The following is a 22098-nucleotide window of genomic DNA, read 5'->3' as shown; positions in this document are numbered from 1 at the left end:
TTGTCGATAAAGGTTTATCGTAGCGCGATTTCAGCCTGTGGAGCGTTAAGTGCGGCCTGAAAGTGTTGTTTTCCGGGTCCCGTAAGCCATTGATCCAATTTCATCATTTTACCGAACATCTTTTCCAGTGCCGGAATATCAGCAACGCCCGCAACAATGCCATTGTCTACCAGTTCGGTAAGCCGACGAAGGAAGCTGTTTTGTGTTAATAGTACGTCGGGAAAGCGCTGATAGTGGATGGGGAAACCTGCGGCGTTTGAGAAAGCACGCTCCAGATCCTCCCCTGTCAGCGTCTGGCTGGAGATTTCCAGCACTTTTCCGGCGAAGGTTTGCGGGTTACACAGAATGCGGGCATTGATACGCCCGAGATCGTCCAGCGTGATCATTTGCATCGGCTGGTTACGCTGCATGAAGAAGGAAAAATTCCCGGTGTTCAGCCCCATACCGGGCAGCATCAGCATTTCAATAAAGCTGGCCGGACGCGTGATCGTCCAGCAAAGTGGCAAAGAGCGGACATACTTTTCTATTTCCGTCTTGCTGTCGAAATGCCCCATACCTGTAGGGCCTTTCCCCGCCGCGCCGGACGAAGAATAAACAAGATGGCTGACACCAGCCGCCAGGGCGCTGTCTGCAATGGCTTTTCCCTGAATGATCTCCTGCTCATCACTTATCTCTCCCTGCGGAGAGCTGGTCTGAACACTGAAAACCCCCTTGATGCCCACCATTGCCCGCTCAATGGAAGCCCTGTCAAAAAGATTGCCGACGGCAAGCGTGATGCCTGCCGCCATCAATGCCTGCGCCTTTTCGCTATGCGGATCACGCACAAAGGCCCTGACTTCACGGCCCGCCGCCCGTAGCGCATGAGCCACCGCTCCGCCCTGTTGTCCGGTGGCGCCAAAAACAAGAAATTCTGCTGTTTTGTTCATGAAAGTTCTCGATAGTAACTATTGAAGGTCACAGTATGGAACTATTATGATTTCCTCCACAAGACGGCACATTTTTGGTCCCTGGTTACACAGAAGTAACTATCAGGAGCCTTCAGCGGAGAAAAGTTATGGCGCGTGAGATTAATGGCAGACCGATCATTGAAACACCCGACGGACCGAAACTGACGCCGTGTGCCCCAGGGAGTGTGCTGGAAAGGTTGGGTGATAAATGGACCATTCTTGTTATTTCGCTGCTGTCGCTTTCGCCTGATATCCCCCTGCGATTTAGCGCCATCCGACGCGGTATTCCCGATATCTCACAGCGTATGCTGACGTTGACGCTACGCAACCTGGAACGAGATGGTCTCGTGAACCGTTATTATTACCCGGAGCTTCCACCCAGGGTGGAATATCAGCTCACTGACCGTGGCCATTCGATGCTAAAACCCCTCGCCGGATTCACCGACTGGATCAGGGATACATGGCAGGATATTGAGGCGTCCCGAAAAGCCTTCGATGAGGCAGCCGGGAAAAAGACGACACTATCGCGTTAGTTCAGAGTGAAACCTGATTTTTATGCATGACGCAGGCAGACTGGTGTCAGCCACGCTGGTCCAGGACCGCGGTTCTATCCGCTTATTTCAGTGTCTTTTCTCTGCGGCGTAATTATTGTTGATAGCGTACAGCGTGCATTGAGGTGCCCCTTTCCGTTGTTCCTTTGTACAGATATTAAGTGCCGTTGCGGCAGCTTCCTGACTGTTTCTGGCCCAGTATGCAGCGCCCCAGTCTCCGTCCGGATCGGTGGCAAAGGCTTTTTCATATCGCTGCGTTGTTTGATACTCTGAAAAGGCTTTTTTTCCGGCAGCATTCAGGGCTGGCGGTTCAATGAGATTTACGACGGGAAGCCTGATTATCTCCTGAAACGGCTGATGGTACTGTTCAAGAAAAGTGGCAACGGTATTCCACCAGAAACTCTCCGGCGCAGAATCCATAAAGACATGACCATCCTTCCCATAAGGAGGCATGACGACGAACCGGGCCGGGCTTTTACCCTGCTGATAGGCATTAAACATCTCTCGGCCTGTATCCGGGGGAAACGACTTGTCGTTTTCTGCATACAGCCACAGCGAAGGGACCTTCGCTGCTTTTCCGTATTGCGCATACGATTTCATCAGCCCCGTCTTATCACAAAGAGATTTCCCGTCGATGGCCCCTCTGCCGCCATCAAAATTGATCACTGCCTTTACGCCTGGCGGATTTGTGGCACCCGTTGCGATAACGGCAAATCCACCGGCGGACATACCAACCAGCATCGCATTATCAACAGATGCCCATGAATTCCGGCGCACAGCGTTAAGCGCCGCAACCATATTTTGGATGTCCTGCTCTCCGGCCTGCAGATGAAAGGGCTGAATGCACGAGTGTCCTGCATATTCCGCAGCGCCACTGGACTGACCATATCCCTGCCGCAGGACGACCACTGCAGCATATCCATGGCGTGCAAACGCGATTGCTGTTGAGGAATACCGGTTTGGGTTAAGCGTCCAGCGGTCAAACTCGGCCTTACCGGTAGTTCCGTTGGTGATTAACACAACCGGCAAAGGCTTCTTGCTAACCGGACGTGTGACAAAAGCATCAAGTATTGCAGGCTGGCCGTTATTTAACGTGACAGACAGCGTGAGGGGTTCCCTGATAAGCCCGCTTATCTGTTGATATTCGGCCCTGTCCGTTAAAGATTCTGCATGACCCGGTAAACTTATGATGAAGCCTGCCAATGGCAAAAAGAAAGAGACTGCGTGGGTTATAAAACGGCTGAGCATCAGAAGATATCCTTATTTGGCCTGGAGATATAGCGCTTTGCAGTTGCGTACTGGCAGGTAAAAATGCTGACGCTGACAGTCCCTGTATTAATGACTTAAGATCCTTAATCCACCAAGTGAGATGAAGAACATTAACGTAAGTAAATATGTGTGGGATGGAGGTTTTTCTTAAAACAGCTATCAAGTTAGATGCTGACTTTAGAACCGCCAAATGGTTATAATAGCAGTGGTGCGCTTAAGGCTATTTATTTTAAATAGTACGAGTTTTGGTTACATTATCGTTAATGCGAAAAACCAGTTAATTATACTCATTAAGAACAAAGGAAATTACCGATGAATAATGCATCACTGGAGGAAAGAATCGATGCTATAAACTGGAATTCATCCTGTACAGCATATGGACCCGCAAACGATGTTCCTGAGCTATTATTACAATTAGCATCTGACGATCACGAGGCAGCAATGACCGCCTGTCATAAACTTTGGTGCGGACTGTGTCATCAGCATGTTTCTATGGCGCCAGCGGGATATATTGCCCTTCCATTTATATTAGAGATTCTTGATAGCGCCGATGAGTTACTTACGGTTGAAATACTCGACATCTTATGGGGATTCGCCCAATGCTGTATAGAGACTGGGCCGCATGCTCCCGACTATTTCGAGCCAACCAGAGAGCGTCTTATCGTCGAACTCCCCCGTTTTTCGTTACTATCCGAACACAGCAATGAGTTAATATCTCATTTCGCTTCTGAAATAATCAAATCGTTAAGCCAAAGATGAAATAGTTATAGTTTGGCTCCGGGACATTAAAAGGCGCTTAAATACCTTTATATTCATTCCCCTACCGCTCGCTCCGTAATGGCCTGACTTCCTGGGTTATTTTTGCAGTGGCTGTTTCAGCCTCGGTGTAGTTCTGAACAATAATTAGCTAAACGAATTTACGTTTCAACGCTGCACTGAAATTCCTTTTTTCATCAGAGCACCTGTATTATCCCGACGTGAGCATACCCCATCTGTTCAGGTGGCCAAATTCAATGCACTACTACAGAGCGAGCAATGTTTCAACTATACCAGGCGGGAGCAAGCCTGATTTTTTTCCATTCCTTAGGGTCATGACCGGGTATAAATATCGCGTTGTATCGCTCGCTAAGCTTACGCAGCTTGCGGACAGAGTGGGCGACATCAGTGGCGGACGTCATCAGGCCAGGGAGCGCCCTTTCATGGTAATGATCTAAGGTGTAAGCCGCATCAATCGCCAGCGTAAAATATGTCCCGCCGGGTAATCTGATGAGAAAAGATTGATGTCCCGGTGAATGCCCTGGCGTGAAAATACACTGCAACGTGCCATCACCGTAAAGGTCATAGTTGTCATCTGATAAGCCGTCGAGAAAAAGCCAGTCAAGTTCAGGATGATCGTAATCGTGTCGGCAGTAGGCTCCAGATGTAAACCAGTCAGGAGCAAAGGCATATTCATACTCTCGCCGCTGAACCACATGAGTGGCATGTGGGAAACGGCCAATCGCCCCCGTATGATCGGAGTGTAAATGGGACAGTACCACATAGCGGATATCCTCCGGCGCGATGCCAATCCTTTTAAGCTGTTCCAGGCAGCCCTGCTCTTCTGACATCACCGGTTTAAATTGCTCTGTCGCACTTCCCCAATAGGCAAAAGGATCTTTCAATCCTTCTACAGCCAGACCACCGTCAATCAGAGTAAAACCATCCGGATGTGTCAGCAGGAACCAGGGGACAGGAATTTCATAATTCTCTCCCACGCCCTGATTCATCCTTATATGCTGATATTTACACTTCTGCGTTCCTGACTGGAACATGAAAAGCCTGATTTCTGACATAATTACCTTCCACTACTAAATAAATGAAATAGATTACTATTTTGCTTAACGCTTACCTGAGCGTTGAGTTTTCATCATTTCGCAGAAGAACAGTAGATACCTGTGTCGAATTACATTTATCGGTAAAACCGATATAATTGCTAAATGGATCTTTTCTCAGCAATGCGCATATTCATCAGGGTCGTTGAACGGGGCAGCATGTCGGCTGCAGCCCGCGATCTCGGCATTGGCCAACCCGCCGTCAGTGAAAGAATAGATAAACTGGAAGCACATCTTGGTACGCGTTTGCTAAGGCGCAACACGCGGAACATGTCTCTGACGCATAGCGGTAATCTGTTTTATGAGCGAAGCAAAGCGGCCATTCAGGCGGCAGAGCACGCGCTTTCCGTGAATGAAGAAAAACAGGGGCTGCAAGGCAAAATCCGTATTGCGGCGCCCTATTCTGCCGGGGAGAGCCTGCTGATGCCTGCACTGTTGCAGCTTCAGAACGAACATCCGGGGCTACAGATCGATGTCATTTTTAATGACCGCGTTATCGATCCTGTCACGGAGGGGGTGGATTTATCACTGAGGCTGGGAGAGGTCTCAGAAGGTTTTTTTGTCGCCCGTCCACTTGGTAGCGTACGCAGAGTCTTGCTCGCCTCCCCTGCTTTGCTGGCCAGAATGGGTTATCCGGACTCTCCGGATGCGCTGGCTGGTTATCCATTTGCTGCTGTTTCTGGTGTATTTGCCAGCCATCGCATTCCATTGATCAATGCTGATGCCCAACCCATTAACGTTCCCGTTGACGTTAAATTTCAGTCCACCCACTGGCGCAGTGTCCTCACCTGGTTATTAGCTGGTCATGCCATCGGTGTTTTGCAATTTCCGGTTTGCAAAAACGAAATGGAAAAGGGGGCGCTAATCCCCCTTTTAAGCCACTACACGGTCCCGCCTTTTACTGCCTGGCTGCTTCATCCACCGGCGGGCATGATGTCATATGAAACACGCATTTGTGCATCTCTGCTGGAGGGGTATCTCAAAGATTCACTGCTTGCGTTGATGTGCCAGAAATAGCATCTGCGTCTGGCACACACATGCCCGTCGACAGCGCAACCTTGTCTGCTATGAAGAGGAGCGAAAGGATATTCGCCTCCCCGGAATGATTAATAACCCTTACTCAGAACGTTGAAGCGTAAGTTCATAAACGACGCAGGGCACATCATAATGCTGTTCTATTGCCTTATAGGTCATGCCTAAGCGCTGCATAACGCGATGCGAGGGGATATTGTCAGGATCGGCAACAGCCACCAGATACGTGGTGCCTGTCCGCTCTACCGCGAAAGCAATAATCGCTTTAGCGGCTTCTGTTGCATAACCTTTGCCATGATGTTCCGGGACGAGTCGCCAGCCTATCTCTAACGGCGCGCCATCCACATTTGCCAGGTGCTGGAGGCAGGCGGCACCAACGATCTCCCCGGACGCTTTTTCTTTGATTACCCACCACGAGTACCCGTATTGCTCCCAACGGGCCTGGACACGTCTGATACCTTCCCAGGTCTCTTCGGGTGTTTTAGCAATACCATGGTTGATATAACGCATCACACGGGTATCGCTATCCATCCTTCTTAAGCCTTCGTAGTGTGAGTCATTATAAGGTTCAAGCGTTAGACGTGCGGTTTCTAAATCCATCTGACATTCCTTTTTACGTAAAGGTGTTGGCTTCGGTGACCTACTCATCCTGAATCAACTTATCATGATGTAAGCAACATCATCTACTCGCACTCAGTGGGCGTCAGTTCTGCGGTGAGCAAGACGGGGCGCAACGATATTTATCCCGATGAACAATATTGCGTTGTTCAGAAAGGAACTACACGACAAACATTATGGTTACGGTCGCCCGGAAATCATCAAGCAGGATTGGGGAGAGGTTATGGAAGTCCATGATCCCTATGGCAACCGGCTCCGTTTCTGTCAAAGCTAATTATTAAAGTAAGGGGCGCAAATCTGTTGCGTCCCTTATGCCATCGCCGCGTTTTTATCAGCAGTCGAATTTTCCCTGGTGCGTCTTCACGGTTTTTTCAACATCAGTACAAGCATCATACTGCCCCCAATAATACCTGCTGCCAGTAACGCCAGCCCCTGAAAGCCTGTCACGGCTAACACCTGGCCACCCGCAAGCGCGCCGGTTCCAATCGCTGCGTTAAAAATTGCGACGTAAATGGCTGACACCGGTTGTGCGGCATCGCCGGCGCTATGAAGCAACCACGTCTGTAACCCGACGAATACAATCGAAATACCCGCTCCCCACAAGGCAAGCAGCATCCCCATTAACCAGAAAGGAAGAGGTGCGACGCTACTCATACCAAGCATACCGAGTGCGAGGGCACTCAAAAGAAGTGACGTGAAAATAAGCGTTTTAAGATGCCGGTCAATCAGCTTACCGGCAATGACATTCCCTGCCAGGCCAGAAAGCCCGAACACCAGCAGCAAACCCGAGACGGAAGCCGCCGGTACGCCATGGACCTTCATCAACAGGGGTTCCAGATAGGTGAAGGCCGCGAAATGGGCCGAAATAATGCAGGCTGTTGCACAATACAGGGACATGAGCACCGGTTTTTTGAATAGCCCACAGTAAAGACGCAGCTTTAGTGGCTGCGGCGCCGCCAGTGCGGGAAGCGTCCAGAATAATGCACAGGCGGCAGCCAGCGCCAGCAGCGAAATGAGCATAAAGGCATTACGCCATCCAGCCATGCTTGCAATAAAACTCGAAAGAGGGACACCCAGAACGCTGGCTGCCGAGACGCCGCCAAAAATGATTGAGGTGGCAAGCCCAAGCTTTTGCGCCGGAACAAGCTGCGCGCCCACTATGCCAATCATTGCCCAGAACGCACCGTGCGCAAGCGCCCCGGCCATGCGCGCACTCATAAATGTGCTCATGGAAGAAGAAAAAGTCGCAGCCATACAGGACAAAGCAAGAATAAGCATCAGGCCAACAAGCAGAGTCTTGCGGGAAATGCGTGCGGGTATCGCGCCGGAGAGCAGCGCTGCGAGCGCACCAACCCAGCCATAGGCGGTCACGACAAGACCCGCGCCGGATGCTGTCTGATTCAAATCCTTTGCTAAGGTACTGAGCATACCAACCGGCGCAAGTTCGCTTGTCACGATTGAAAATGCACTGATCCCAAGTACGGTAACTGCCAGCCAGGTGCGCAGCGGCACGAAACTTACGTGTACAGCCGTTTCATTCATAAAATAAATACTCTTAAAAAAGTGGAAATGTGACTGAGGCGTTTTTTGGTTAGTGATTTCAGGCAGCCGCGCCTTTCATTTTTTGAACAGCGCATCGAGGTCCGGCAATGGGGATGACAGCCAGGTTGAGCGATGGCGTTAATGTTGGTTTTTTCATGTTTATCTCCTTATGGGAACGACAGTATTAACTTGTTAAAATCGATAAAACAGACCTGAAAATGGAGAGCCGTTTTCCATAAACGGAAAAACTATGAGTGCCAATTTTAACTGGGACGATACGCGCATATTTCTGGCCATCGCCCGCGCGGGGACGTTGAGCGGCGCAGCAGAAGCAATGGAAATGGGCATCGCTACGATTTCAAGAAGGCTGGACAGGCTTGAGCAGTCGCTGTCCGTGCCGCTTTTCAGCCGACATCAGAGCGGATACCGGTTAACGGATGATGGTGAAGCGCTACTGGAGCAGGCGGAAGCGCTGGAATACGCGGGGCTCGCTTTTGGTGAGAAAGCTAAACTACAGGGTAATGTTGCAGGGCTTGTCCGGCTGGCAACATCGGACAACCTGGCTACGCATTTCATCCTGCCTTCGCTGGAAGGGCTGATGAACAACTATCCTGAACTGCGGGTGGAAGTGCTCAGCGGCGTGCAGTCAGTTAATCTGCATCGCAGAGATGCCGATTTAGCGATACGCATGGTCAAGCCAGAGAGCGGAAATCTGACGCTAAAACGTCTGGGAACGGTGGGATTTGGCGTATACGGCGCTGAGGCATATCTAAAAAAAGTGTCTGGCGGGCCCGCGGTAGTCTCGTTACAAAATGCGCACTATATAGGCTGGCCGGAATCACACCAACACCTGCCTGCGGCGCGCTGGATAACGCGAATGCTTCGCGGCAGGCCATGCAGGCTGGAAGCAAACACGCTCGCGGCACAGGTCTCCGCCGTTTTAGCGGGTCTCGGTTTAGGCGTTTTGCCGCACTTTATGGCAAGGAAAAACGGTCTGCACTGCGTTAATCCCGAGCCTGGTGTGGATCAGCCGTTATGGCTGGTGATGCATTCAGACTTAGCTGGGTCACGACGGGTCAGAGTCGTTGCCGACCACTTAATTGCATTATTTGATGAACATAAAGCTCATCTGGCGATGCCATAAGTATTTCGCACCTACCGATCGTGGCCGCTTTTTGTGCTTTCCAGGCATACCCAGTGCTGGCAGGCAAACCAGATGGGTGACGGGCACCCGCAGAAGGGGGGTATTTCTCAGAAGAGAAGTGAGAGAACGTATGGATCTGACAAATTATTTAACGGATATCGACGGGGTTTTTTACCGAGCCATTGATCCCGCATATCGGCATTTTGCGTTATCGGGTTCCAGAGCGCCGGGCAGGTATTCAGACAGCCATCAACCCACGCTGTACCTCAGTTCCTCGCCAGAAGGGGTAGCAGCGGCCATGCAGTCGCACAGCGGTAACAGAAGTCACAGCCTTGAAATCGTCAGGGTTAGTGTTACCAGCGATAAAATTATTGATCTCAGAAATGCTGAGGCGCTGTGCGCCGCAGGTATTGACCTGAATGATGCCATTGCGCCCTGGCAGGAAATCGTGCGTGAAGGTGGTGTTCCCCGGTCGTGGAATGTGCGTAACCGTCTGACGTCGCTTGGGGTAAAGGGGTTAATTGACCCTTCCCGCAAAGCACCGGGACTCTGGCATCTGGTGCTTTTTAGCTGGAATCATGACACGCGTTCGCGGGTGTCTCTTCTTGAATGAATTGAAGCGTGCAGCCATTTCTTTATCATATGGTCTTGCGCTTCTGAGCGCGTGGATTTACCCACGCGCCTCAGTTTTTCACGGTTTTACTCCACAACACTGGCTACATGACCTGCGCCGTGTGACCCGAACACTCACTCTCTCTTCTCTTTCAGTGCCAGGCGCAGATGGCCGTTATTGCGCTGTAGTGCTTCGCTCGCATCCCACGCATCCATGCCGCTGAGCAGCATCAGAATGGCGGTTTTGCACTGCTGATTGCAGCTTGCCAGCGCCGCTTTTGCCTCTTTGCGTGAACAATCACTGGCCGCCATCACGATCGCTATCTGGCGCTCCTGCCATTTATTTTCCGTCGCCGGAATATCCACCCGCAGGTTGCTGTATACCCGGCCGCTGCGGATGGCAAGCGTGGTCGTTAACATGGTCAGAATAGTTTGCTGCGCGCGCCGCGCTTTGGGATTCCCGTAACCCGCAACCACTTCCGCGCCCGTTGGCGGCGCAATCACGATATCCCCGAGGCTTGCGGCTTCGCTATGTTGATCGGAAGTAAGTACCGCCACCATTGCGCCGGTCTCGTTGGCCTGGCGCAGCGCGCCCCATACCCACGGCGTTTTACCGCTTAGCGTGAGCGCCAGCAGCACATCATTGTGGTTAAAATTTATCGCCTGTAGGGCACCGATCCCGCCGTCGTAGTCGTCGGCATGCGTGTCATTAACCGCAATGCAACGCACCTGTGTCTGGCTGTCCGGGGCAAAATCATTAATCGCCTGCTGCGCCAGTTCGCCAGAGGCACCGGCCCCGATAATGACAACTCGCCCGCCGCGACTGAGTGCCGCCACGGCATGCTCAACCACTCTCGCTACATCAGGCAAACAGTGCGCCACCGCGTCGTGAGCAGCGACATCTTCCTGATGAATGAGTTGCAGGACATCGTCTGTTGAGAGTCTGTCTATCTCCGTTGTCCGGTCATTACGTCGCGCTTTCGCCGCTACCGTTAACAAAGTGCTCATCATTACCTCCTTTTTATTTATCCTGCCCTACTATAAAGCGATTCATATAATTGCCTTGCGAGACGTGTCACGTAACTGAGGGGATAAATTCAAAGGTGACAAGCCGTTAGCCGCTTTGAGATATGCGCCCCTTCGGCGATAATTACCCTCTTTCTGTGAATGATTTTGAGGCCGCAGTGAACGGAAGGCATCCACATCCTGCTTCGCGCAAGCGCACCATGAAACTCAGTACCCTGGTTACGCTGATGCTGTGCAGCGTTATTGGCTCGGTGTTACTGGTGGTTTACGCGCTCTATTTTGTCCAGATCGCCAATGTCACCCGGGAAGGGGTGAAGGACACTGCGATGGCCGTTGCACGCACCCTTGCCGATGAACCGGAGATCAAACGCGCGCTCTCGATGCCTGTCGGGAGCCAAACGGTGCAGGACCTTGCCCAGGCGGTACAGCGCAGAAACGATCTGCTGTTTGTCGTCGTGACCGATATGGACGGCATCCGTTTATCACATCGCGAGGCCAGTGAAGTTGGCAAACACTTTATTGGTGATGATCTGATCCCCGCCCTGCATGGCCGGGAGAATGTCTCGGTCAACCACGGCGTCCTCGCCGAGGCGCTGCGCGTTTTTACACCGGTATTTGATGCCCGACACCAGCAAATCGGTGTAGTCGCCATCGGTATCTCGCTCAGTAAAGTGGATAAACAGATAAGCCATAGCCGCTGGGGATTGCTGCTCACCATGCTCTTTAGCGCCATGGTCGGCACGCTTGGCATCTGGGCGCTGGTCCGGGTGCTCAAGCGTATTCTTTTTGGTCTGGAACCTTATGAAATCTCCACCCTGTTTGAACAGCGCCAGGCCATGCTGCAATCGCTCAAAGAGGGGGTTATTGCCGTTGATCGCGAGGGCAATATCACCCTCGCCAACCAGGCCGCGCGCCAGATGTTGCTCAGCACCAATAATCACGGCACCCGGGATATTCGCCACACGCCGCTGTTTGCCGACCTGCAAACCGTGTTGCAAAGCGGACAGCCGCTGTCCGATCAGGAGATCGGCTGCAATGGGCATTTGCTGCTGTGTAACAGTGTGCCCGTGCGCGGCCAGGACGGGGTTATTGGCGCGGTCAGCACATTCAGGGATAAAACCGAAATCAGCCAGCTACTGCAACGTCTCGACGGGATGGTCAATTATGTGGATGCTCTCCGCGCCCACTCCCATGAGTTTATGAACAAGCTGCACGTGATCCTCGGCCTGCTCAACATGAAGCGTTATGACACGCTCGAAGAGTATGTGTTACAGACGGCAGAAGGTTATCAGAACGACATCGGCACCCTGCAGCATCAGATACAGACGCCCGTCGTAGCAGGTTTTCTGCTGGGTAAAATCAATCGTGCCAGAGAGGCCGGGGTTATCCTGACCCTGGCGAATGAATCCCTGGTGCCGGATAACCCCAACCAGCAACAGGTGACGGCGCTGGTAACCATACTGGGTAATCTTATTGAAAACGCCCTCGACGCCATGACCGATCAATCCGATGGCGAAATTGGCCTGTTGCTGCACTATCAAAACGGCTGGTTAAGCGCCGAGGTCAGCGACGATGGTCCCGGTATCTCCCCGGAACATATCGATGCTATTTTCCACAAAGGTTACTCAACCAAAGGCGAAAACCGGGGCGTCGGGCTGTTCCTCGCCCGCCAGCAGTGCGAAAATCTCGGTGGCAGCATTACGGTGGAGTCGGAACCTGGCGTATTTACTCAATTTTTTGTACAACTCCCCTGGGACAGTGAGAGGAAGAGCGTGTGATTAATGTATTAATTGTCGATGACGACGCCATGGTGGCGGAGCTGAACCGCGTCTATACCACGCGGCTATCTGGCTTTACCTGCTGCGGTGTCGCCTCCACCCTGCGTCAGGCCGAAAATATGATTAACGACCCGGCGCTGGATATCGATTTGATCCTGCTTGATGTCTATATGCAGCAGGATAATGGTCTGTCACTGCTCCCGATCATTCGCGCCAGCGGACGGAAAATTGACGTCATCATGATCTCCTCCGCCTCCGATGCCGCGACCATTCAGACATCGATGCACTACGGCGTGGTGGATTATTTAATCAAACCGTTCCAGTTTCCGCGCTTTGAAGAAGCCCTGACCCACTGGCAGGAAAAGAAGAAGCTGATGAGCGCGCAGCAGTATTACGAACAGGCGGATGTGGACAGGCTGCTTCACGGCGGGCCGCAGGAGGTTGCCGATACCCGACGCTTACCAAAAGGGCTTACTCCGCAGACGCTGCGAACCATTTGTCAGTGGATTGATGCGCACCCGGATATCGAGTTTTCGACCGATGAGCTGGCGAGCGCGGTCAATATTTCCCGCGTCTCCTGCCGTAAGTATTTGATGTGGCTTGCGCAGATCGGCATTTTATTTACCACCATCCACTATGGGGTGACGGGTCGCCCGGTCTATCGTTATCGCCTGCTGGAAGAGCAGTACGGATTGCTTAAGCAGTACTGTCAGTAAAGGTATAGCTATCATCCATTAGCGTAAAACGGACATTACGCGTGGATGAGGCCACCACCCGCCGGTCTTTTGTGACAAAGATTGCTTCGATCTCCGGCTTGTTGCGCAGCGCCTGGCATCCTTGTTCCACCCCCATCCCATAAAGCAGCGTGGTCCAGATATCGCCATCGAGTGAGTCGGTTGAAATCACCGTCACACTATCGAGTTCGTTGTCGAGCGGGTATCCCGTCGCCGGGTTAAGGATGTGATGATAACGTTTGCCGTCTACCTCAAAGTAGCGCTCATAGGTTCCCGACGTGACCACCGATTTATCTTGCACATCGATAACCCCCACCAGCGCATCCGCCGTCGAAAACGGCTTTTTCAGTCCGATGCCCCACCCGCCCTGCGGCGCGCCGAGCGTATGCACATTCCCGCCAAGATTAATCAACGCCTGCGTGACCCCTTCGCGACGCAGGAAATCGCGTACCCGGTCAGCAATATACCCTTTGGCAATCGCCCCCAGATCGATCTCCATCCCCGGACGCGCCAGATAAACCGTGCCTGCGGCCTCGTCCAGCAATACGTTTTGTGGGTCGGTCAGCGCCAGCAGTGCAGCCAGTTCCTCAGCGGGCGGTACGGCGTTGTCGTGGCGAAAACCAATCCGCCAGCGCTTGACCAGCGGGCCAATCGCCAGATTAAAGCAGCCGCCCTTGACCAGACTTGCCGCCTTCGCGCAGGCAATTAACGCAAAGACCGGACGGCTAACCGCCACCGGATGCTGCCCGGCGGCCAGATTGATATCCATCACCTGCGAAGGCGTGCGGTTGACCGTAAACAGATCTTCATAGCGTTTGATCAGGCGAAAGGTGTCGGCGGCAAGCGAGGGGTTGTGGCTGAACAGTTTGAGCAGGATCGGCGATCCCATCAGGACGGCGGAGTATGACCAGACACCTTCTTGCTGTTCCATATTCACTCCTAAAAAAATGCCCCGGTCTCTGCCGGGGCTTATCATCAGGCCTGCGCTTTCGCCCAGTTTGCCGCATGGTGCCCGGCCAGTGAACCAAAAATAATGATGTCGGCCACCGCATTACCGCCGATGCGGTTGCTACCGTGGATCCCCCCGGCCACTTCGCCTGCGGCGAACGCCCCCGGAATGACCTGCTGCGCTTTATTCAGCACCGCTGTCTCAGTGTTAATGGTTACACCGCCCATCGTATGGTGAACCCCCGGCGCAATGCGGATCGCATGGAACGGCCCTTCATTAATCGGGTTACGCAGTGCGGTGGTACGGCCAAAATCGCTGTCGTGTTGCTGCTCAACAAAGCCGTTGTAGCGCTCCAGCGTCGCCAGGAAAGCATGATAATCCATCCCCAGTTTCTCCGCTAACTGACGCGGTGAGCTGGCGCTGGTGACAAAGCCGCGGGCGATATACTCATCTGCCGCTTTGTTTTTCGCCCGTACGTGTTCATCAAACACGATGTAAGCGTAATGTTCCGGCAAGGCGATGATCTGCGCGGAGACTTTGTCGCGGGTTTCCATTTCATTAAAGAAGCGGTTGCCCTGCTGGTTAACGAGGATCGCCCCGCCGCCGCGAATCGATTCGGAAATCAGGTACGAGGTGTTCTGTTCCACCGTCGGGTGGATCTGAATTTCACCCATGTCCACCGTGCCTGCACCGATATGTTCAAGCAGTGCAATACCGGCCCCGGTCGCCCCTTTGTGGTTGGTGGTGACAAAACCTTCAAGATCCGGGCGATATTTCACCACCATCTCGCTATTAGCGCTAAAGCCGCCGGTGGCGACAATCACACTTTTCACCGCGATGGTCAGGGTTTCGTTTTCGTCATTGATCAGACGTACCGCGCTCACTTTACCCTGCTCGCAGAGGATCTCTTCAACCGAGGTGTCGAGCATCACGTCGATACCGCGCTTCGTCACATTACGAACCAGACCGCTAATCAGATAACCGCCGACCGCTGAACCGTCTTTCGGACGGTGGGTGCGGTCAATGCTCATGCCGCCAGTGGTGGTGATGTCGTTAAGCATAATGCCGCGATTCGCCAGCCATTCGATGGCCTGCGGCGCATGTTCCACGAAACAACGCAGCAGCTCAGGGTTGTTGCGGTTTTGGCCGCCTTTCAGCGTCTCCTGATAGAAAAGCTCTTTGCTGTCCTGAATGCCTTTCACCCGCTGGAAGCGGGTTTCTGCGGCATTCATCCCGGCAGAGGCTTTAATGGTGTTACCGCCAAAGGTTGGCATTTTCTCCACAATCAGCACGCGCGCGCCTTCGTCATGCGCCTGGATCGCAGCCGCCAGTCCGGCACCGCCGCTGCCGACCACCACCACATCATAATTTTTCGGCGTGCTGTCGTCCGCGCCCTCTTCCTGCGCCAGCGCTTTACCCGATTTCACCATCGCTTTGGAGACGGCTTTTTTCACCGATTCGCTCTGGCTGGTTGCCCCGGAAATCGCATCCACATGCGGGCTGTTGGCGGTCAGAATGCGTGAACGAATTTCATCAAAGCTGGTGACAAAATCCACATCATCGCCCGAGCCTGACAGCAGTTCGATATCCGCGATACGGTCGGTTTCAAGGCTGATATTGAGCACCAGCTCGCGGGTATCATCCTGTACGGTTTCGGTGTACACGCCCGGTTTGAATTTTTTGTTCGCCATGCTCATGTCGCGGATCATCGCCTCCACCAGCGAAAAGCGCCACAGCGGTTCCGGGATGGTCAACGCTTCGCGCTGGGTGCTGTCGATGAACAGCTCCAGCGTTTCACCCCGCATGATGCGATCCGTCCAGTCCGGATAAGCAATGCAGGCGCGCCCTACGGCAATCAGGTCATAGCCGTGGTCAACCGCGTCCTGTGCGTCAGCCGCGTTCACCACGCCGCCCACTCCCATCACCGGCACCTGGGCCAGGGTTTCGGAACGCAGGGCGACATATTTTTCAATCAGCGGTGTGGGATCGGTGGTCTCAACAATGGAAGGACGCAGCGTTGCGCCAACGGAGAAGTGCAGGTAATCCAGGCCACGCGCGGCCAGTTTTTCCAGCAGATACATGGTGTCATCAAAGCGGATCCCTGGCACTTCCATCTCTTCCGGCGAGAAGCGATAACCGATGATAAAGGCGTCATCCGCATACTGGCGGACCATTTTGTGAGTGATCTCCAGCACCGCCAGCGGGAATTTCGCACGGTTGTCGCGGCTACCGCCCCACTCGTCATCACGCTGGTTGGAGTTTGGCGAATAGAACTGCTGAATGAGATAGGTGTTCGCGCCGTGTAGCTCGACGCCATCAAAACCCGCGAGAATGGCGCGGCGTACGGCGTCACCGAACTTCGCGACCATCTCTTCCACTTCCTGAGTCGTCAGGGCGACCGGGGTAGCCGCGCCGTCACGCGGTGCCGCCAGCGCACTTGGGCCAACCGGCGTGCGACCACCGATCAGTTTCGGGTCGACCATGCGGCCGCCGTGGTAAATCTGCAGGATAGCTTTCGATCCTTTGGATTTAATGGCGTCAGCAATTTTCGCCAGCCCGGCCACTTTTGCATCGTTATCAATCCCGATGGCGCCAGGGAACGCGAGGCCCAGGCTATCAACAAAGCAGCATTCGACAATCACCGCCCCGATAGCCCCGGCACGCTCACGGTAGTACTCGATAAGCTCGCTGCTGACCGTACCGTCAAAATAGCCTGTGCAGGTGGTCATAGGTGCCATCAGCAGACGATTTTTAAGCTCGGTACCATTCGGTAGTGTAAAGGGGGTGAGAATTTGCGAGTAATGGCTCATAAATAAACTCCAAACTTTAAAAGTGAAATTTGAGAATTCTTATCGGACATTATTTTCGTTGTCGTTTTTGCCGAATACATGTCTTTAATATAATAATTTCTTTAGTTTCTTAATTGCTTACTTTAGTTAAAAAACTATTTAATACACTCAATAACATCGCTAACTCAAAGGTGTTATTATTTAAATAAAATAGAATTAACATTTGCGCTAACAAATATAACTTACAAGTTACTAACAGGTAAGTACTACAGGCTGAAATAAAAGAGGCAAAATACAATAAAATCAATAAATTAAAAAAAATTATTCGGGTAAAAACCATAATTAATACCCACAGGTTTTGACAAAAAGTGTATCGATTCAGCAAAAACCACAAAACACCGATATTTTTTATATTGGCGGAATACAATAACACCATTAGATAATTTTCTTGATCGCGATCAATTGTCGAAAAAGCGAAAGCAGCATTATAGAAACAGACCCAATTTTTAATTCCTCGTAAAGCTTATTGCGGGAAACACCCATTTATTTAATGTGCCAGAGTTGAATTTAATAAGTAAAAAAAGTTTTGTAACTAAAGTCATTAAATTCCCATTGTCTGGCGTGAAAACAGAATCCTTATCAACCTTAGAACGCTATTATGAACGAGAAATCATCCGCTTTAGCACCGTCACAGGTGAGTAGTAAAAAGAGTGGTAACCAGAGCAAGCTATTGATGCTGGCGCTACCGGTTATTGTCGCAGTACTCCTGCTGTTCGTACCTGTTCCGCAAGGTCTGCCGCCGTTCGCATGGCACTATTTCGCCATCTTCGTGGGTGTGATCGTCGGGCTTATCTTTGAGCCCCTGCCTGGCGCGGTTATCGGTATGACCGGTGTTGTCGTGATTGCGCTGTGCAGCCAGTGGCTGCTGTTCAGCCCGGAACAACTGGTGGATCCAAAATTCAAACTCGCCGCACAGTCCTTTAAGTGGGCGGTCAGCGGTTTTAGCAACTCCACCGTGTGGCTTATCTTCGGCGCCTTTATGTTTGCCGCCGGTTACGATAAGACCCGCTTTGGCCGCCGCCTGGCGCTGATTCTGGTGAAATATCTGGGCCGTCGCAGCCTGACACTCGGCTACGCCATTACCTTCGCCGATCTGTTGCTGGCACCGTTCACACCGTCGAATACCGCGCGCAGTGGCGGCACCATTTTCCCGATTATCGCCAACCTGCCGCCGTTGTACGGCTCAAAACCCAACGATCCGAGCGCACGTAAAATTGGCTCCTATCTGATGTGGGTGGCGATCACCGCCGCCTGTATTACCAGCTCCATGTTCCTGTCCGCGCTGGCGCCAAACCTGCTTTCACTGGCACTGGTGAAAAGCATTACCGGGCTCGACATCTCCTGGGGGACCTGGTTCCTGGCCTTCCTGCCGCTGGGTATTCTGCTGATTTTGACCATGCCGCTGCTGGCCTACTGGTTCTACCCGCCGGAAGTAAAAGTGAACGATGAAGTGCCGCTGTGGGCCAGTCGTGAGCTGGAAAAACTGGGCAAACTGTCGCGCAACGAAATCCTGCTGTTGGTGTTCGTCTGCTCCGCGTTGGTGATGTGGATCTTTGCCGCCAACTGGCTGGAACCGGCCCTCGCCGCACTGCTTATTATCGTGCTGATGTTGTGGACCGGCGTGCTGGAGTGGAACGACATCACCAGCAACAAAGCCGCATGGAACACCTTCGTCTGGTTTGCCACTCTGGTGGCGCTGGCAGATGGCCTCTCCTCCACCGGGTTTATCGCATGGCTGGGTAAAGAAGGCGGTTCGCTGATGGGCAATGTCTCACCGGGCGTGGCGACCATTGTTCTGCTGCTGGCGTTTTATCTGCTGCACTACCTGTTCGCCAGTACCACGGCGCACACCACCGCCCTGCTGCCCGCCATGTTGACCATCGCGTCAACCATTCCGGGGATGAACATGCAAGTGTTTGTGCTGGTGATGGTTACCTCGCTGGGCGTGATGGGGATTATCACCCCTTACGGTACCGGTCCGAGCCCGATTTACTACGGTAGCGGCTACCTGCCCACCAAAGACTACTGGCGTCTGGGGACCATTTTCGGTGCCATCTTCCTGGCCGCCCTGCTGCTGATTGGTTATCCGTGGATTTCCATGATGTTCTGATTCCTCGCCGCCGGACACGCTCCGGCGGCGTTTTTTTGTCGCTGCCGCATGGATGTATGCGGCTCTAACCTTACAAAAAGCGAGAGAGCTATGTCGACGAAACCGTTTTACTATCAGGATCCCTTCCCGCTGGCGCATGACGATACGGAATATTATCTCCTCAGCCGCGAGCATGTTTCTGTTGCCGAGTTTGAGGGGCAGCAGATACTGAAAGTTGAGCCGCAGGCACTCACCCTGCTGGCGCAACAGGCCTTCCACGACGCCGCCTTTATGCTGCGTCAGGCGCACCAGCAGCAGGTAGCCACTATTCTGACCGACCCGCAGGCCAGCGAAAACGACAAGTATGTGGCGCTGCAATTCCTGCGTAACTCCGAGATTGCCGCCAAAGGCGTGTTACCGACCTGCCAGGACACCGGCACGGCGATCATCATGGGTAAAAAAGGCCAGCGCGTGTGGACCGGCGGCGGTGATGAAGCGGCGCTGACCCGCGGCGTCTACAACACCTATACCGAAGATAACCTGCGCTACTCGCAAAACGCGGCGCTGGATATGTACAAAGAGGTGAATACCGGCACCAACCTGCCTGCGCAGATTGACCTCTACAGCGTGGATGGCGACGAGTACAAGTTCCTGTGTATGGCGAAAGGCGGTGGTTCGGCGAACAAAACCTACCTTTACCAGGAAACCAAAGCGCTGATCACTCCGGCGAAGCTGAAAAAATACCTGGTGGAAAAAATGCGTACCCTCGGTACTGCCGCCTGCCCGCCGTACCATATCGCCTTCGTGATTGGCGGAACGTCTGCGGAATCCACCCTGAAAACGGTCAAACTCGCCTCCACCCATTACTATGACGAACTGCCGACCGAAGGCAATGAACATGGTCAGGCGTTCCGCGATACGCAACTGGAAGCAGAATTGATGATCGAGGCGCAAAACCTTGGCCTCGGCGCGCAGTTCGGCGGGAAATACTTCGCTCATGATATCCGGGTGATTCGCCTGCCGCGCCACGGCGCCTCCTGCCCGGTGGGCATGGGCGTCTCCTGCTCAGCAGATCGCAATATCAAAGCCAAAATTAACCGCGACGGTATCTGGATTGAAAAACTGGAGTCGAATCCGGGCAGATTCATTCCGCAGGCACTGCGCGAAGCGGGCGAAGGCGATGCGGTAAAAGTCGACCTCAATCAACCGATGGCTGACATTCTTAAACAACTGTCACAGCACCCGGTCTCCACCCGCCTCTCCCTCTCCGGCACGATCATCGTCGCCCGCGACATCGCCCATGCGAAATTGCAGGAGATCATCGATCGTGGCGAAGAACTGCCGCAGTATGTGAAAGATCATCCGATTTATTACGCAGGCCCGGCGAAAACACCGGAAGGCTATGCCTCCGGCTCCCTCGGCCCGACCACTGCCGGGCGTATGGACTCTTATGTCGATCAGTTGCAGGCGCAGGGTGCAAGCATGGTGATGCTGGCAAAAGGCAACCGCAGCCAGCAGGTGACCGATGCCTGCCATAAACATGGCGGCTTTTACCTCGGCAGCATTGGCGGCCCGGCGGCGGTACTGGCGCAGCAGAGTATTAAAAGCCTTGAGTGTGTGGCCTACCCAGAGCTGGGAATGGAGGCTATCTGGAAAATCGAGGTGGAAGACTTCCCGGCCTTCATTCTGGTTGATGATAAAGGCAATGACTTTTTCCAGCAGATCCAGAATAAACAATGCGCTAACTGTGCAATGAAATAATTATCTTACGCAGGCCGGTATTTTCCGGCTTGCGATTTTCCGCAAAAGCAATATTATTAGCACATCATCTCCCCTCACTAATTAAACTAAAGTAAGCATTCTGTAATTATTTAAAGCGGAGTGAGTGTGACTACCGTCACTCACTATTACAGAAGAGACCGCTAAATTATCCACTGTCAGTACCCTTATAATAAAACATTGGCACAGGATAATTTATGCAATCAATTTTACTTCAATCTTTGTTCCCTTTAGTTTTCATCATGGTATTAGGTTGGTTGAGCGGAAAATTAGGCTATACCAAACGTGAAGATGCCAATGTCATGGCATCTGTGGTTATCCGTTTCGCTCTGCCTTTTCATCTTTTTATTGGCGCATTAAATACTGACCCGGAGAAAATACAGAACCTGTCATTTATGGCTGTGCTGGTTATTGGTCTGATGGGGTCTTATTTATTTACCCTGCTTGTGTCCCGTTTTGTGTTTCGTCACGATATTAAGACCAGTGCCATACAATCACTGGTCTGCGCCTTCCCGGATATGGCCTATTTTGGCGCGCCGGTACTGGCGGTATTAATCGGCCCGGAAGGCTTTTTAGGCGTGCTGATTGGCAACGTGGTGACCAGCGTATTCATGATTCCGCTGACCATTGTCCTTATCCGTATGGGCGATAAAAACCACACCGAAGACCTGAACCCGGTGAAAATGGTGTTGCAAAATCTGTGGAAAGCGGCGCGTAACCCTATCGTCTGGATCCCGGTAACCGGTATTCTGCTGAGCCTGGCGGGCGTGAAGTTGCCGCATCTGCTCAGCTCGCCGATTGAGATGGTAGGCAAAATCGCCGGTGGCTTATCGCTTTTCGCACTCGGTCTGCTGTTTTACGGCGAGCGCCCTTCTTTCAACATTCAGACCTGTACCAATATTGGTATTAAAAATTTAATTCAGCCGATCATGATGGCCGTTGCCGGCTTAGCGTTCGGCCTGAATCATACGCTGATGCAGCAGGTTGTGATTATTGGCGCCACTCCTTCGGCTATTGCCGCCGGGATGTTTGCCCTGCGCAGTGATACTTATGTCGAATCGGCGTCATCGTCCATATTATTAGGGACGGCGTTGGGCGTTATAACCGAAGGGTTCATGATATATTTGGTTTCATAAATCAAGTATCAACAAATGTTATTTAACTAATTAAAGCTTTAATAAATTAAACAAACCCAAAGTCAGCGCCATGTGCGATTAGAATGGCATGGCGTAACTTCATCAACACCAGGCGACCTCATTAATAGCGGCAATACGTTGCCGTTTTTGCGGGCAAGGTATGTGTTTATTC

Annotated in this window: 19 protein-coding genes; 11 read left to right on the top strand and 8 right to left on the bottom strand. The window is 52.5% G+C overall.

Annotation, left to right across the window (positions count from 1 at the left end; translation table 11 throughout):
• Positions 1-14: 14 nt before the first annotated feature.
• Positions 15-926: an NmrA/HSCARG family protein gene (locus IP582_RS10470; protein WP_193795882.1), complete on the bottom strand. Its 912-nt coding sequence runs from the start codon at positions 924-926 to the stop codon at positions 15-17.
• A 128-nt stretch (positions 927-1054) separates the two neighbouring features.
• Here IP582_RS10470 and IP582_RS10465 point away from each other — a divergent pair, with 128 nt between their 5' ends.
• Positions 1055-1480: a helix-turn-helix domain-containing protein gene (locus IP582_RS10465; protein WP_193795881.1), complete on the top strand. Its 426-nt coding sequence runs from the start codon at positions 1055-1057 to the stop codon at positions 1478-1480.
• Positions 1481-1567: 87 nt separating this feature from the next.
• Here IP582_RS10465 and IP582_RS10460 read toward each other — a convergent pair whose 3' ends face one another.
• The gene (locus IP582_RS10460) at positions 1568-2746 is read right to left on the bottom strand and encodes a dienelactone hydrolase family protein (RefSeq protein ID WP_193795880.1); all 1179 of its coding nucleotides are present in this window, start codon (positions 2744-2746) and stop codon (positions 1568-1570) included.
• A gap of 333 nt (positions 2747-3079) precedes the next feature.
• On the opposite strand from IP582_RS10460, the gene IP582_RS10455 reads away from it, so the two are divergent.
• Complete coding sequence (locus IP582_RS10455) at positions 3080-3526, top strand: hypothetical protein (RefSeq protein ID WP_193795879.1); 447 nt, start codon at positions 3080-3082, stop codon at positions 3524-3526.
• Between the two features lie 281 nt (positions 3527-3807).
• On the opposite strand, the gene attM is transcribed toward IP582_RS10455, so the two are convergent.
• Positions 3808-4602 carry an N-acyl homoserine lactonase AttM gene (gene attM, locus IP582_RS10450; protein WP_193796233.1) on the bottom strand — a complete coding sequence of 265 codons (795 nt, stop codon included), beginning with the start codon at positions 4600-4602 and terminating at the stop codon, positions 3808-3810.
• A 159-nt stretch (positions 4603-4761) separates the two neighbouring features.
• Here attM and IP582_RS10445 point away from each other — a divergent pair, with 159 nt between their 5' ends.
• On the top strand, positions 4762-5655 hold the full coding sequence (locus tag IP582_RS10445; protein ID WP_193795878.1) for a LysR family transcriptional regulator: 894 nt from the start codon (positions 4762-4764) through the stop codon (positions 5653-5655).
• A gap of 99 nt (positions 5656-5754) precedes the next feature.
• On the opposite strand, the gene IP582_RS10440 is transcribed toward IP582_RS10445, so the two are convergent.
• On the bottom strand, positions 5755-6270 hold the full coding sequence (locus IP582_RS10440) for a GNAT family N-acetyltransferase (RefSeq protein WP_039079332.1): 516 nt from the start codon (positions 6268-6270) through the stop codon (positions 5755-5757).
• A 148-nt stretch (positions 6271-6418) separates the two neighbouring features.
• Between IP582_RS10440 and IP582_RS25315 the strand changes: the two genes are divergently transcribed.
• Positions 6419-6562 carry a glyoxalase superfamily protein gene (locus tag IP582_RS25315; RefSeq protein WP_255520041.1) on the top strand — a complete coding sequence of 48 codons (144 nt, stop codon included), beginning with the start codon at positions 6419-6421 and terminating at the stop codon, positions 6560-6562.
• Between the two features lie 86 nt (positions 6563-6648).
• On the opposite strand, the gene IP582_RS10435 is transcribed toward IP582_RS25315, so the two are convergent.
• Complete coding sequence (locus IP582_RS10435; RefSeq protein WP_193795877.1) at positions 6649-7830, bottom strand: MFS transporter; 1182 nt, start codon at positions 7828-7830, stop codon at positions 6649-6651.
• A 250-nt stretch (positions 7831-8080) separates the two neighbouring features.
• Between IP582_RS10435 and IP582_RS10430 the strand changes: the two genes are divergently transcribed.
• A complete protein-coding gene (locus tag IP582_RS10430) occupies positions 8081-8974 on the top strand; it encodes a LysR family transcriptional regulator (protein WP_193795876.1) in 894 nt (297 codons plus the stop codon).
• A 130-nt stretch (positions 8975-9104) separates the two neighbouring features.
• Positions 9105-9587: an RES family NAD+ phosphorylase gene (locus IP582_RS10425; protein WP_193795875.1), complete on the top strand. Its 483-nt coding sequence runs from the start codon at positions 9105-9107 to the stop codon at positions 9585-9587.
• A 134-nt stretch (positions 9588-9721) separates the two neighbouring features.
• On the opposite strand, the gene IP582_RS10420 is transcribed toward IP582_RS10425, so the two are convergent.
• Entirely contained in the window at positions 9722-10594 is an 873-nt protein-coding gene (locus IP582_RS10420) for an N-acetylmuramic acid 6-phosphate etherase (RefSeq protein ID WP_193796232.1), read from the bottom strand.
• A gap of 218 nt (positions 10595-10812) precedes the next feature.
• On the opposite strand from IP582_RS10420, the gene IP582_RS10415 reads away from it, so the two are divergent.
• Together IP582_RS10415 and dcuR are read left to right on the top strand one after the other, a co-directional pair.
• The gene (locus IP582_RS10415; protein ID WP_228007964.1) at positions 10813-12390 is read left to right on the top strand and encodes a sensor histidine kinase; all 1578 of its coding nucleotides are present in this window, start codon (positions 10813-10815) and stop codon (positions 12388-12390) included.
• The gene (gene dcuR / locus IP582_RS10410; protein WP_039079337.1) at positions 12387-13106 is read left to right on the top strand and encodes a two-component system response regulator DcuR; all 720 of its coding nucleotides are present in this window, start codon (positions 12387-12389) and stop codon (positions 13104-13106) included. The genes IP582_RS10415 and dcuR overlap by 4 nt, the downstream gene beginning before the upstream one ends.
• Here dcuR and IP582_RS10405 read toward each other — a convergent pair.
• Both IP582_RS10405 and IP582_RS10400 read right to left on the bottom strand, forming a co-directional pair.
• On the bottom strand, positions 13087-14055 hold the full coding sequence (locus IP582_RS10405) for an FAD:protein FMN transferase (RefSeq protein WP_079496627.1): 969 nt from the start codon (positions 14053-14055) through the stop codon (positions 13087-13089). The genes dcuR and IP582_RS10405 overlap by 20 nt on opposite strands.
• Before the next feature lie 44 nt (positions 14056-14099).
• Positions 14100-16883 (bottom strand): flavocytochrome c, encoded by a 2784-nt coding sequence (locus IP582_RS10400; RefSeq protein WP_193795873.1) that lies wholly within the window; start codon positions 16881-16883, stop codon positions 14100-14102.
• Between the two features lie 637 nt (positions 16884-17520).
• Between IP582_RS10400 and IP582_RS10395 the strand changes: the two genes are divergently transcribed.
• From IP582_RS10395 to IP582_RS10385, 3 genes are all read left to right on the top strand, one after another.
• Entirely contained in the window at positions 17521-19032 is a 1512-nt protein-coding gene (locus IP582_RS10395) for an anion permease (protein ID WP_039079340.1), read from the top strand.
• A 90-nt stretch (positions 19033-19122) separates the two neighbouring features.
• Positions 19123-20772 (top strand): class I fumarate hydratase FumA, encoded by a 1650-nt coding sequence (fumA, locus tag IP582_RS10390; protein WP_193795872.1) that lies wholly within the window; start codon positions 19123-19125, stop codon positions 20770-20772.
• 215 nt (positions 20773-20987) lie between these two features.
• Entirely contained in the window at positions 20988-21926 is a 939-nt protein-coding gene (locus tag IP582_RS10385; RefSeq protein WP_047370704.1) for an AEC family transporter, read from the top strand.
• The last annotated feature ends 172 nt before the right edge of the window (positions 21927-22098 follow it).

The organism is Citrobacter sp. BDA59-3 (assembly GCF_015167655.1).
GTDB lineage: Bacteria > Pseudomonadota > Gammaproteobacteria > Enterobacterales > Enterobacteriaceae > Phytobacter > Phytobacter diazotrophicus.
This window is presented reverse-complemented; position numbering and strand designations above follow the sequence as displayed.